Below are 12,117 nucleotides of genomic sequence, written 5' to 3'. Positions count from 1 at the left end.
ATGGAAACGGTGGTATATGATGCAGATATGATCCGAGCGGTGGAAATGCTGGGGTTGAATGTAACAGACTGTATCGAAAAGAGATTTGCTGAGGGCGGTTACCATGTGATCCAGATTGTAAAGGCAGGACAGAAAGTAAATGCTGCTGTTGATCTGGAATACCTTTACCAGCAGGCAACAGCGGAGATTGAAGGAGGTTTTTAATATGAGGAAGAACAAAGAAGTAGTTATTCTGGTTGTAGCAAAAGAAGTTCCTTTGTACAACATCCCTATGATGTCCGATGAACAGTGGAACGAACTGGCAAAAAGAAAGGTGAGAGTATGAGTTATACATTGATCGATGAAAAAAGAAATATTTGGGGCTGCAGATTGGGAGATCTAACTTTTGACATTGCAATGGAATATTCCGCAAAGTTTGGTCCGACACGCACATTAAAAGACCTAAATGCCCAGGTTGAATTTAATACGGGACGCATTATCTTAAATATGGATAATAGCAGATATACACAAAATCGTTTTAATGCAATTGCATTTTTAGAAGCTGATAAGGATGAGCGTGAAGCAATGATAAGGAGTAATCCAGGAGATAGTTTTTTAAAATGTATGCAAGAAATTGTAGATGCAAGGGAAGCGTTATGGGCTAAAGAAATTACAAGCAATTATATTGTTTGTGATCAAAACTATGAACCTAATAATTTTATAATTGATCGTATTGTAAAACAGAACCCTAGAGCGTTAGAGGCTTTATATGAATATGGATTTATCCAGGGCAAAAGAGCGGAAAGAGCGCGCAGAAAAAAAGCAAATAAAAAAAGTCCCCTGTGATCTGGCAGGATACACAAAGGGACAAAACAAAATACTCACTTAAATTATAAATTGGAGGTGCTGAAATGTCAATCAAACTGAACATCAGTTATACATACGAATACGAAAAAGAATACGTCCTGGGGCTGTTACAGCCCCTTCTGGACAGCGTAAACAGTGGTTACAGGGTACTGGATGGACACGAATACAGCCATGTTTACATCCCCAGAAAAGGCAGCTTAACCCTACCAAACCGACCTGAAAACAATATGTAAAAACTGCGGAACCCTTGATAATTCAGGGGTTTTTCGCTATAATACCCCCTAAGATGAAGGGAGTGTGAATAATATGTGGTGGTACATAAAAAAGATTGAAGATACTGAAAACTACATTGTTTACGCTTATGGACTTGAAGCAAAAGAAGTGTCTGGACAAATCCTATTTGATAGAAAAATAGAAAAATTCGAGTGTTTGAGGCTGGCAGATGGAGACACTGTGAAAGGATATGAGCATCTGCTACCACATCTATATAGAGTGATTACCAGAGAGGGCGCGCCAACCGAAAAGCAGATTGCAATCGGATGAAGGAGTGAAAACAATGACACCGAAGGAAACTTATATTGATGATATTCCATCCGATTTTTCCGATGCATTGACTTTGGATGATAAAGAATATGAAGAGTATCTCGAAAAACTAAAAGCGGAAGTTAGTTTGGTAGATGCAGTTATTACTGATTACCAGAAAAACAACTCGACAGATAAGGTTTGTTTGTACTGCGGCGAAAAAATGCAGATGGAAAAACATAATAGTTTTTATGAAGTAAAATGCCCGAAAGGGTGCATCAGTGAAACATTTAGAGGTATTTAAGCCACCAACCGTAAACATTGATATTTCAAGGGATTTATGGTATAATACCCCTTGTAAATGAATAGCGTAGGGAGTACCGCAGTTACATAACTGTAAGCCAATATTAAGGCGTGGGAAAGGTAAATAAAACCTTCCTGCGCTTTTTTAATTTCCACGATCAGATATGCAGCTCACTCAGAGCGTAAAAAGGAGGAATATATATGTCTGAAAAAACATTTACCCAGGAAGAAGTAAACAACATCGTAAGCGCAAGGCTCAAAGAGTACAAAGAGAAAAATGAAAACGAGTACAAGCTGAAATATGATGCTCTGGTTGCTGAACTGGAAGCGGAGAAAACAGAAAGCGGTTATAAGGCACGCTTTGACGGTCTGGTAAAGGATAAAGCGTTTATCAATGATCTGACTAGAGAGGGCGTGTATTCCAAGTTCAAACAGGCTTTAGCTGAGCCGGAAAACAGCGGAAAAACGGATGAGGAAATCTATAATGCGCTTGTGAAAGATAAAAACTATTTCGAAAACCCTAACAGACCAGCGGATATGGAAGGGGTTGGCAAAGGAAACTTTGATGCCGAAGCCCTCCAGATCATGGCTGCCATGGGTATCCAAAGAGGAGGAGAATAATTTATGGCGATTGAACTGATTACAAAGTACGCTCCTTATGTGGATGAGATTTTCACAAAGGAAAGCAAATTGACATTACTGACAAATAACGATTTTGACTGGGCTGGTGCTCATGCGGTTAAAATCTACAAAGTATCTACAGCACCAATGAATGACTATGACAGAGCTGGCACAGGTGCCAATGCTTCCCGTTATGGTGAAGTGGCTTCCCTGGATGCAACAACAGAAGAAATGACACTGAAAAAGGACAGATCCTTTACATTTGCCATTGATAAGCTGGATGCAGACGAAACGGGTATGGCACTGGAAGCAGCAACAGCCCTGTCCAGACAGCAGAGGGAAGTTATTATTCCTGAGATTGATTCTTATGTGTTTGGCGTTATGTGTGAAAAGGCTGGTACAAAGCCCGAAGCCGTAACACTGACAGCAGAAAATATCTACGATAATATCATTGAAGCGTCTAAAGTTCTGGATGATGCACTGGTACCTGAAACAGGAAGAAACCTGATCGTGACACCTGATGTATATCAGCTGATGAAAAAATGTGCGGATATTACAATGGCAACAGACATTGGTAATGATCTGAGACTGAAAGGTGTTATCTCTAATCTGGACGGTATGAATGTTATCAAAGTACCTGCCTCCAGACTGCCCGAAGGCTTCGGCTTTATGCTGGTGCACCCTTCTGCAACAGTAGCACCTAAGAAACTGGAAGACTACAAAATGCATGATAACCCTCCCGGCGTGAATGGCTGGTTGGTAGAGGGCCGTATCTGTTACGATGCCTTTGTTATGGAAAACAAAACAAAAGCAATCTATTATCAGGCAGTGACAGTTTGATAGGTATATGCTGGGGGTACTGTGTTACGCAGTATCCCCTTTTTATAAGGTGGTGATATTATGGCAAAATTAAGGCTGAAAACCAGCACGGCAACTGAGGTAAGGCGTGCCTTAAGCCGTGTCAATAATATGCTGTTGAACGGGCAAATCGAACCGAAAACAGCCAACGCCATTATTTACTCTTGCAATAGTATTTTGACAAGCCTGCGTGTGGATGAGCAGGAAAGAAAGATTGATGGATTGGAGAGGATGTTAAATGAATTGCAATTACAGAAAGGTTAATAAACTGCTGGATAGGGCCATAGCCATTATGGGCGTATATGTAAAGGTTGTTTATGATGACGGCAGCGAGAAAAAAACGAATCTATTAGATTGTTTGGCAGAGCCGGAAAACATTAAAGAGGTAGTACCTCTTAGTGATATTCCGGCAGGATACCAGAAAGCATACAATGCACTTATCGGCCTGATTGGTGCTTTGCACGATGATAAACCAGAAGAAAACAAAGGGGCTTAATATATAAGGCGGTGGCATAATGACAAATGAAGAATTGGTAATGGTAATCAAAGGCGGGAATCAAGAACTTACCCCCTCTTTATGGGAACGTGTGGAAAGATTTGCCCACGCCAAAGCGGCAGACTATTACTATTTACATTCTGAATTATGCGCCAGAGCAGGCGTTACGCTGGATGATCTGAAGCAGGAATCATATTTTGCATTTATGGCTGCCGTTAATTATTATGATCCAGACAAGGGCTTTTTATTTTTATCTTTTATGACATACCCATTACAGAATGTTTTTAATGCTCTGTGTGGTGTCAGAACTCAGCAAGGCAGGAAAGAACCGCTTAACAATGCAAAAAGCCTTAGCACGCCAGTAGGCGAGGAAGAATCGACACTAGAGGATCTGCTGGAGGACGAAACCGCCGCTGATGATTTGCAGCGTATTGAAGATATGGATTACACCAAAAGACTGCGCTCTGATTTGGAAGGCTGCATTGATACACTTAACGCAGATCAGGCGTATACTATCCGAGGAAGATATTTTGGGGGGATGACCATCCGACAGATTGCAGAAAGACATGGCATTACAGAAGGTTTGTGCAGAGGTAGGGAAGCCGAAGCCTTGCGCCATCTGAGACGAGGAAAGAACCGAGAAAAGCTGAAAGTATATCAGGATGATATTATTTCCAGATGTGGCTATAGAGGTAGCTTCTCCATGTGGCGCAATTCTGGCTGTAGTGCTGTGGAATATACCGTGCTGAAAAGGGAAAAGGCTGCGGAAAGATGGGCGTACTAAAAGCGTACCATTATAAATGGAAATCGCGAAAAATAGACCATAAAAAAGGAATGTGAAGTGCTGAAAATGCCTGAAATCATGGGGAAAACTGAAAGAAAATCCCTAAATGACAATGGAAGTATAAAAATAAAAAAAGCCCCCTGAAATAGGGCGATTTCCGTAAAACAGTTAAGCACCCGTATGGTTACGATCATACGGATGCTTTTTTGTTTTTTAAACCGTTTGCCGCCAACAAGTCCACAGGGATTTTCGACTGCCCGATAAATTGAAATTAACTGAGCCTTTCCATGTGTATAGAGTTATATGATGATATTCATAAACTGAGAAATGTTTTCTGCGAATTTCTCCGGCTGCTCAAGAGCAGTGAAGTGCCCACCGCGCGGCATCTCAGTGTACATTATGACGGGATAGTTCTTTTCTATCCACTCCCTCGGCGCAGGGAGAACATCGTGAGGAAAGGCAGCAATGGCTGTTGGGACAGTAACTTTGCCAAGTGGTGGCAACGTAAAACTATTACCATGATAGGCACGAATGGAGGTGCAGGCCGTATTTGTCATCCAATAGAGCGTCAGACAGTCAAGAATGTCGTCCATGGTCAACAGCGGCCAGTCGCTCCAAGCGTGATACTTCTCTGTTATCCAAGCTGCCATACCTGCAGGAGAGTCGCTTAGCAAATACGCCAGCGTCTGCGGTTTTGTGCTGTGAATGTTGATATATGCGCCCTCCATACGCTGCCATTCAATGGCCTTGCGTTTATAGGAGAGTTCAGCAGGTGTCAATTTCTCATCTGCCGCAGAAATAAGTTCGCCTACTAATCCCACGTCGGTGAGGTGGATACCCCTGACTTCCTGCGGATAACGTGTGGCGAGGTAGCAGGTTACGCCGCGGCCCATATCACCGCCTGATGCCGCATATTCTTTGTATCCCAGCACCTCTGTCATCAGTCGGTGCCATATTTCGGCAACTTCAGCATTGTTTAGAAAGCCCTTCGGTGGCAGCGTTGAAAATGCGAAGCCCGGCAGCGATGGCACCACAAGGTCGTAATCTGAAAGCAGAGGGAATACCTTTGCATAGCGCAGGAAGCTGTCAGGCCATCCGTGCGTCAGCAGCAGCGGCATTGCGTCTTTGCGTGAACCGGGAATGTGAAAGAAGTGAACGGTAAGTCCGTCCAGTTCACATGTGAATTGGGGATACTGATTCAATTCTCGCTGCTTACGCGACCAATCATATCCATCGCGCCAATAATCAAGAAGCGTCTGCAAATAATCGCTGTTCGTTCCTAAAATCCAATTCTCATTGTTCAATGATCTTGGCAATCTGGTAGATCCTATACGCTGGCGAAGTTCTTCCAGCTGTTCTTCGCCAAAATCAATGCGGAATTCTTTCATACTGATGAGCACTCCTTTCTTCAGCAAATTCAAATTTTATCTTACTCTTTTGTTGAGTGAAGTATATCAGAAATATGCAAAAAGTTCTACCGCCTACTCAAAGAAACGCCCGAAGAAGGTCGGGCTTCTTCGGGCATACTAAATACTGTTTTGTGGACGCCCATCTATGCAGGGGGGGCTTTTTTTATTTCCGAAAGAGGAAGGAACGGAAACTTTATTCTTCTACATACAGATCAGCGATGGAATACAGCACTGCGGAGCCGGCCAGTGTTACTCTGTCGCCATTCAGATTGCAGTGCAGTGTGCCGCCGCGTTTGGAGGCCTGTCTTGCAATGATCTGATTTTTGCCCAGTTTCTGTGCCCAGAAGGGAACGATATGGCAGTGACCGCTGCCGCAAACGGGGTCTTCTGTGATAGCCAGTTTGGAGCAGAAGGAACGGGATACGGAATCATAATTTGTGCCTTTGGCTGTCACATGCTGCAGCAGACCATCCAGCTCTGTGATTCTGCCGTGATCGGGTGCCATATTCACTACATCGGCTTCCTTTTCAAATACACAAAGCAGGTCACGGCCCAGCCATGCTTCCACGGGTCTTACACCAAAGATTTCTTCCATCTGGTCTGTCACGGGAACTTCTTTCAGTTCATATGCGGGGAAGTCCATTTCCAGCAGGTCACCTTTTTTCACAACAGTCAGAGGACCGCTCATGGTGTTGAAGGTGATGGATGTTGCTTCCTTTTCAAAGAAGGAGAACAGTACGTAGGATGTACCCAGAGTGGCATGACCGCACAGGTCGATTTCACCGCCGGGGGTAAACCATCTCAGGTGATAGTTTTCGCCTTCTTTTACGGCGAAAGCGGTTTCGGAGAGATTGTTTTCGATGGCAATTTTCAGCATCAGCTCATCGGAAGGGTATTTGTCCAGCACGCAAACCGCTGCGGGGTTGCCTTCGAATACTTTTTCAGCGAAAGCGTCAACATGGTAACATTTCATACTAAATGACCTCCTTATATGTAAAATACGATTTTTTCTGATTTAATCATAGCACAATAGTAGGCTACATACAATTCGAAAATTGTCTGTCATACACTTTCGTTGCAAGAAAGTCGAAAATATAGTATGATAATGCGGACGGAGAGGAGAGGTCATATGCAGTCTATCAGTGAAATCAAAGAAATTTTGAGCAGTTGTTCCATGGAAACACTGCCGGAACAGATGAAACAATTTGAAGCAGACAGCCGAAAGGGCGTCCAAAACCTGCTGACCTCTTTTCGGAAGAAATATGACAAGCATCTGCAGGAATTGGAGCGTCTGGAAGAAATCTTGACCTACGAGCGTGGTTGTTGGGATGCAGGTTATGAACTGGTTGCCGGTATCGATGAAGTGGGCAGAGGCCCGCTGGCAGGGCCGGTGGTGGCGGCGGCGGTGATTTTGCCGAAAGGCTGCAAAATCGAAGGAGTCAATGACTCCAAGAAGCTTTCCGCCAAAAAGAGAGAAGAACTCTATGATATCATTCTGGAAAAAGCTGTGTCCTACGGCATCGGCGTCGTTTCCAATGAGCGTATCGACGAAATCAATATCCTGCAGGCAACCTATGAGGCCATGCGGGATGCTCTTTCTCAGCTGAGCCCCAGAGCGGATTATATCCTTGCCGATGCGGTGACCATCCCTATGGTCTCTACACCCCAGAAAGGCATCATCAAAGGGGATGCCAAGAGCATGTCCATCGGGGCGGCCAGTATTATTGCCAAGGTCTATCGTGACCGTATGATGGAAGCCTTCGATGAGGTTTACCCCGGTTATGGCTTTGCGGCGAATAAAGGCTATGGCTCTGCGGAGCATATTGAGGGCATCAAAAAACTGGGTATCACGCCCATCCATCGGAAAACCTTCGTGAAAAATTTCCTGCCCCAGGATGGAGAAACGACGACGGACAAGGGTCATCGCGGGGAAGCCATTGCGGCAAAGCAGATGGAGAAAATGGGCTATGAGATTTTGGAGAGGAATTTCCATGCCCTGAAAGGCGAGATCGATATCATCGCCAAAAAAGATACATATATCGTTTTTACGGAAGTAAAATACAGAAAAAATGAAGAGATGGGAACGCCTGCGGAGGCGGTGAATCACTGGAAGCAGCAGCACATCATCCGTGCGGCGAAGGCCTATATTGCCCAGAATTGTCTGGAGCAGCTGGGCTACGATTTTCGCTTTGATGTGGCAGAGGTACTGAACAATGACGGCAAGGTATACTTCCGTTATACAGAGGATGCATTCCAGCTGTAAGATACCCCCAGCAGGAGCTCAACCCCTGCACCCCGTTGCGGCAAGGGCGCTGGCCAAGTGAGGGACGGAGTCCATCGAAAAAGGAGAATAAAATGGCAATTGTTAAAAAAGGCGATTTAGAATACATTACATTTGAAAACTTAGAGAAAACAGGCATGGTGCGTCATTGTTTCACCACCCGCCACGGCGGTGTCAGCACAGAGCATTGGGCAACCATGAACATGGGGCTTTCCCGTGGAGAAGCAAAGGAACCTGTATGGGAAAATTATCGTATCCTGGCGGATGCCGTTGGTTTTACGGCAGACAACTATGTGACATCTCAGCAGACCCACACCACAAATGTGCGCAGAGTGACAGCAGAAGACAAGGGCAAGGGTGTCTGGATCGACAGAGGCTATACGGATGTGGATGGTCTTATCACAAATGAAAAGAATATCCCTCTGGTGATCTTTGGCGCGGACTGTGTGCCTGTGTTCCTGCTGGATAAGAAAAACAAGGCTATCGGGGTGGCCCACTGCGGCTGGATGGGCACAGGCAAGCGTATGGCAGAAAAGACCCTGCAGGCCATGATGGAAGCCTTTGGAACAGACCCTGCAGACGTGACAGCGGCTATTGGCCCTTCTATTGGTAAATGCTGTTTCCAGATGGACGAACCTGTGTTAAACTTATTTAAAGAGAACATTGAATGGACAGATGACATCGTGGAAGTTGACCCTTCTCAGGAAGGCAAATATAAAATGGACCTGTGGGAGTGCAACCGCAGACTGCTGGCGGAAATGGGCGTGAAGGATATCGAAATCAGCGGCCTTTGCACTAAATGCGATCAGGTACGTTTTTATTCCCATAGAGGCATGGGCGAAAAACGCGGTGTTATGGCAGGTATTATGGAACTGATTTAAGAGAAGAATGCAGAAGGAAGTGCAAAAAATCTTGGCACTTCCTTTCTTTTTGTGGTATACTAAACAGAATGGAAAATTGGGCTCTTATGCCCATCTGTAAAAAATTGTAAAATAACTGCAAAGCAGGTTGGAGGTATTATACTATGAGCAAACCTATCGTAGCTGTGGTAGGCCGCCCCAACGTAGGGAAATCTACCCTGTTCAACAGACTGGCAGGGGAAAGAATTTCCATCGTGCAGGATACACCCGGCGTAACCCGTGACCGTATCTATGCTGACGTGGAATGGCTGGACCGCAAATTTACATTGATTGATACCGGTGGTATGGAGATCGGTTCCGAAGAGATCATCCAGAAACAGATCGTGCAGCAGGCACAGATCGCCATCGAAACAGCAGACGTTATCCTGTTTGTGACAGACGTAAAAACAGGCGTAACAGACGATGACATGAAAGTAGCAAATATGCTGCGCCGCACAAAGAAACCCGTTGTTCTGGCGGTAAATAAAGTAGACAGCGTAAAACGTGACAGCATGGCTGTTTATGAATTCTATGAACTGGGTATCGGCGATCCCATGCCCGTTTCCGCGGGACAGGCTCTGGGCCTGGGCGATATGCTGGATCAGGTTATTGCACACTTCCCTGAAAAAGATGCTTCTGAGGAAGAAGACGATGCCATCCGCGTTGCCATCATCGGCAAACCCAACGTAGGCAAATCTTCCCTGATCAATAAGATTTTGGGGGAAGACAGACTGATCGTAAGCAATATCGCCGGCACAACAAGAGACGCCGTAGATACACCCATCGAAATCGATGGACAGAAATATATCTTCATCGATACAGCTGGTATGCGCCGCAAGAGCAAGATCAAAGAAGAAATCGAACGTTTCAGTATCATCCGCGCCGTTGCTGCGGTGGAACGCTGTGACGTTGCCATTCTGGTGATCGATGCCAACGAAGGCATCACAGATCAGGATACAAAGATCGCCGGCATTGCCCATGAAAGAGGCAAAGCGGCAATTATCGCTGTCAATAAATGGGATTCCATCGAAAAAGATGATAAGACCATGAACAAATATCTGAAAGATATTGGCATGGAACTGAAATATATGGATTATGCGCCCTGTGTATTCATTTCTGCCCTGACTGGTCAGCGTATCACTCGTATGCTGGAAATGATCAATACAGTACACCACAATCATGCGCTGCGTATCAGCACGGGTGTGCTGAACGAAGTGCTGATCGAAGCCACAGCCATGCAGCAGCCCCCCGCAGACAAGGGCCGCCAGCTGAGACTGTACTACATGACACAGGTTTCCGTAAAACCCCCTACATTCGTTATCTTTGTAAACGAAAGAGAACTGTTCCATTTCTCTTACCGCAGATATATCGAAAACCAGCTGCGGGAAGCCTTTGGTTTCGTAGGTACACCCATCCATTTCATTGTAAGAGAAAAAGGGGAAAAAGATTGATATGTTTCGACTGATTTGTATTTTGATTGGTTACTGCATCGGCTGTATCGAATCGGCCCATGTGGTAGGCAAGCTCTGGAGGGTAGACCTGCGTCAGCATGGCAGCGGCAACCTGGGTACCACAAATGCCCTGCGTGTTCTGGGGAAAAAGGCGGGCGCCATGGTATTCATCGGTGATATTCTGAAATCCGTGATTGCCTTCCTGATCTGCCGTGCGATTTTCAAAGACAATGCAACCGTTGCCGGGCTTTTCGGCAGCGTGGGCGCTGTGCTGGGTCATAACTACCCCTTCTATTTGAATTTTAAGGGCGGCAAGGGCATCGCTGTTATGATCGGCATGACAGCGGCGCTGGCATTTACCACAAATCCTCTATTGGCTATTCCAAATGCTCTGATCGGTTTTGGGCTGGCCTTTGGCACACGCTATGTTTCTGTTGGGTCTCTGTCCTTTGCCCTTTGTCTGCCCATCAGTTGCTATTTCCTGGGCTTTGAGCAGGAGATCGTCCTGATCACCGCCTGCGTCAGCGCGCTGGCAGTCTGGAGACACAGAGGGAATATCAAGAAGCTTTTGAACGGCACAGAAAACAGATTTGGTTCCAAGAAGAAGTAAGACTGGAGGTCATGGATATGAAGAAAGTAACGGTCATTGGTTCCGGTAGCTGGGGCACAGCCCTTGCAGTGATGCTGGCGGAAAATGGACACGAAGTTATGATCTGGTCCAGAAGACAGGATGCAGTGGATGAACTGCTGAACGAAAGAAAAAATGAAAAATATCTGCCCGGCGTGGTGATCCCTGAAAACATTCAGGCCACCATAGACAAGGAAGAGGCTGTGAAGGGCGCAGACATCATCATTCTGGCGGTGCCTTCCCGCGCGGTAGCAGACACTGTTAGAGATTTTTCCCCTTATCTGAAAACATGGCAGATCCTTGTAAATGTGGCAAAGGGTCTGGAACCCGGCACACTGATGATGCTTTCTGATGTTATTAAAAGAGAAGCACCCCAGTGTGAGGTTTGTGTCCTTTCCGGCCCCAGCCATGCGGAAGAAGTGGCAAGAAGGATTCCTACAACCTGTCTGATCGCCTGCGAAAATGAAGCGGCGGCAAAAATGGTTCAGGAAGAATTTGCAAATCCTCGCTTCCGTTTGTATACGAACACAGATATGATTGGCGTTGAAATTGGCGCAGCCCTGAAAAACGTTATGGCTCTGGCTGCAGGTATGTCTGATGGCCTGGGTTTTGGCGATAACACAAAGGCAGCCCTGATGACAAGAGGTATCGCGGAAATGAAACGCCTGGGCATTGCCATGGGCGGCAAGGCGGAAACCTTTGCTGGCCTTTCCGGCATCGGCGACCTGATCGTAACATGCACCAGTATGCATTCCAGAAACCGCAGAGCCGGTATCCTGTTGGGCCAGGGTAAGAGCCTGCAGGAAACACTGGATGAAGTAAAAATGGTCGTAGAAGGCGTGAATACCGTGCAGGCAGCATGTCAGCTGGCGGAAAAATATAATGTTTCTATGCCTATTACAGAGATCATGAGCGAAGTGCTGTTTGGCGACAAGAATGTGGAAGATGCTGTTCTGGAACTGATGACAAGAGACAACAGAGCAGAAGAAGAGTAACATTATCTGAAAAATAAAGGAAAA

Annotated in this window: 17 protein-coding genes; 15 read left to right on the top strand and 2 right to left on the bottom strand. The window is 45.6% G+C overall.

Going from position 1 to position 12,117, the window contains the following annotated elements; translation table 11 throughout:
• From IJ369_RS09870 to IJ369_RS09825, 10 genes are all read left to right on the top strand, one after another.
• Window positions 1-204, top strand: a 204-nt coding sequence (locus tag IJ369_RS09870; protein WP_290718592.1) for a hypothetical protein, incomplete at its 5' end; no start/stop codon positions are given.
• 117 nt (window positions 205-321) lie between these two features.
• Window positions 322-825: a hypothetical protein gene (locus tag IJ369_RS09865; RefSeq protein WP_290718589.1), complete on the top strand. Its 504-nt coding sequence runs from the start codon at window positions 322-324 to the stop codon at window positions 823-825.
• Window positions 826-890: 65 nt separating this feature from the next.
• On the top strand, window positions 891-1,079 hold the full coding sequence (locus IJ369_RS09860) for a hypothetical protein (protein WP_290718587.1): 189 nt from the start codon (window positions 891-893) through the stop codon (window positions 1,077-1,079).
• Between the two features lie 73 nt (window positions 1,080-1,152).
• Window positions 1,153-1,389: a hypothetical protein gene (locus IJ369_RS09855; protein ID WP_290718585.1), complete on the top strand. Its 237-nt coding sequence runs from the start codon at window positions 1,153-1,155 to the stop codon at window positions 1,387-1,389.
• Between the two features lie 13 nt (window positions 1,390-1,402).
• Window positions 1,403-1,672: a hypothetical protein gene (locus tag IJ369_RS09850; protein ID WP_290718584.1), complete on the top strand. Its 270-nt coding sequence runs from the start codon at window positions 1,403-1,405 to the stop codon at window positions 1,670-1,672.
• 200 nt (window positions 1,673-1,872) lie between these two features.
• Complete coding sequence (locus tag IJ369_RS09845) at window positions 1,873-2,292, top strand: hypothetical protein (RefSeq protein WP_290718582.1); 420 nt, start codon at window positions 1,873-1,875, stop codon at window positions 2,290-2,292.
• A 3-nt stretch (window positions 2,293-2,295) separates the two neighbouring features.
• Window positions 2,296-3,132 (top strand): hypothetical protein, encoded by an 837-nt coding sequence (locus IJ369_RS09840; RefSeq protein ID WP_290718580.1) that lies wholly within the window; start codon window positions 2,296-2,298, stop codon window positions 3,130-3,132.
• A 60-nt stretch (window positions 3,133-3,192) separates the two neighbouring features.
• Window positions 3,193-3,414 (top strand): hypothetical protein, encoded by a 222-nt coding sequence (locus IJ369_RS09835; protein WP_290718578.1) that lies wholly within the window; start codon window positions 3,193-3,195, stop codon window positions 3,412-3,414.
• On the top strand, window positions 3,389-3,646 hold the full coding sequence (locus tag IJ369_RS09830) for a hypothetical protein (RefSeq protein WP_290718576.1): 258 nt from the start codon (window positions 3,389-3,391) through the stop codon (window positions 3,644-3,646). The genes IJ369_RS09835 and IJ369_RS09830 overlap by 26 nt, the downstream gene beginning before the upstream one ends.
• A gap of 19 nt (window positions 3,647-3,665) precedes the next feature.
• Complete coding sequence (locus IJ369_RS09825; RefSeq protein WP_290718574.1) at window positions 3,666-4,430, top strand: sigma-70 family RNA polymerase sigma factor; 765 nt, start codon at window positions 3,666-3,668, stop codon at window positions 4,428-4,430.
• A gap of 299 nt (window positions 4,431-4,729) precedes the next feature.
• Here the strand turns inward: IJ369_RS09825 and IJ369_RS09820 are convergent, their stop codons facing one another.
• Window positions 4,730-5,818, bottom strand: coding sequence for an epoxide hydrolase family protein (locus IJ369_RS09820; RefSeq protein WP_290718572.1), 1,089 nt, complete (start codon window positions 5,816-5,818; stop codon window positions 4,730-4,732).
• 214 nt (window positions 5,819-6,032) lie between these two features.
• A complete protein-coding gene (locus IJ369_RS09815; RefSeq protein ID WP_290718570.1) occupies window positions 6,033-6,812 on the bottom strand; it encodes a PhzF family phenazine biosynthesis protein in 780 nt (259 codons plus the stop codon).
• Window positions 6,813-6,968: 156 nt separating this feature from the next.
• On the opposite strand from IJ369_RS09815, the gene IJ369_RS09810 reads away from it, so the two are divergent.
• From IJ369_RS09810 to IJ369_RS09785, 5 genes are all read left to right on the top strand, one after another.
• The gene (locus IJ369_RS09810; RefSeq protein WP_330612992.1) at window positions 6,969-8,102 is read left to right on the top strand and encodes a ribonuclease HII; all 1,134 of its coding nucleotides are present in this window, start codon (window positions 6,969-6,971) and stop codon (window positions 8,100-8,102) included.
• A gap of 92 nt (window positions 8,103-8,194) precedes the next feature.
• The gene (gene pgeF, locus IJ369_RS09800; RefSeq protein ID WP_290718568.1) at window positions 8,195-9,001 is read left to right on the top strand and encodes a peptidoglycan editing factor PgeF; all 807 of its coding nucleotides are present in this window, start codon (window positions 8,195-8,197) and stop codon (window positions 8,999-9,001) included.
• 143 nt (window positions 9,002-9,144) lie between these two features.
• Window positions 9,145-10,470 carry a ribosome biogenesis GTPase Der gene (gene der, locus IJ369_RS09795; protein WP_290718566.1) on the top strand — a complete coding sequence of 442 codons (1,326 nt, stop codon included), beginning with the start codon at window positions 9,145-9,147 and terminating at the stop codon, window positions 10,468-10,470.
• A gap of 1 nt (window position 10,471) precedes the next feature.
• Window positions 10,472-11,080, top strand: coding sequence for a glycerol-3-phosphate 1-O-acyltransferase PlsY (plsY, locus tag IJ369_RS09790; RefSeq protein ID WP_290718564.1), 609 nt, complete (start codon window positions 10,472-10,474; stop codon window positions 11,078-11,080).
• Complete coding sequence (locus tag IJ369_RS09785; RefSeq protein WP_290718595.1) at window positions 11,059-12,093, top strand: NAD(P)H-dependent glycerol-3-phosphate dehydrogenase; 1,035 nt, start codon at window positions 11,059-11,061, stop codon at window positions 12,091-12,093. The genes plsY and IJ369_RS09785 overlap by 22 nt, the downstream gene beginning before the upstream one ends.
• Window positions 12,094-12,117: the final 24 nt, after the last annotated feature.

Source organism: Anaerotignum sp. (assembly GCF_017483025.1).
In the GTDB taxonomy this organism is placed as follows: domain Bacteria; phylum Bacillota; class Clostridia; order Lachnospirales; family Anaerotignaceae; genus Anaerotignum_A.
The sequence above is the reverse complement of the archived record's forward strand: the minus strand, read 5'-3'. Positions and strand labels throughout refer to the sequence as shown.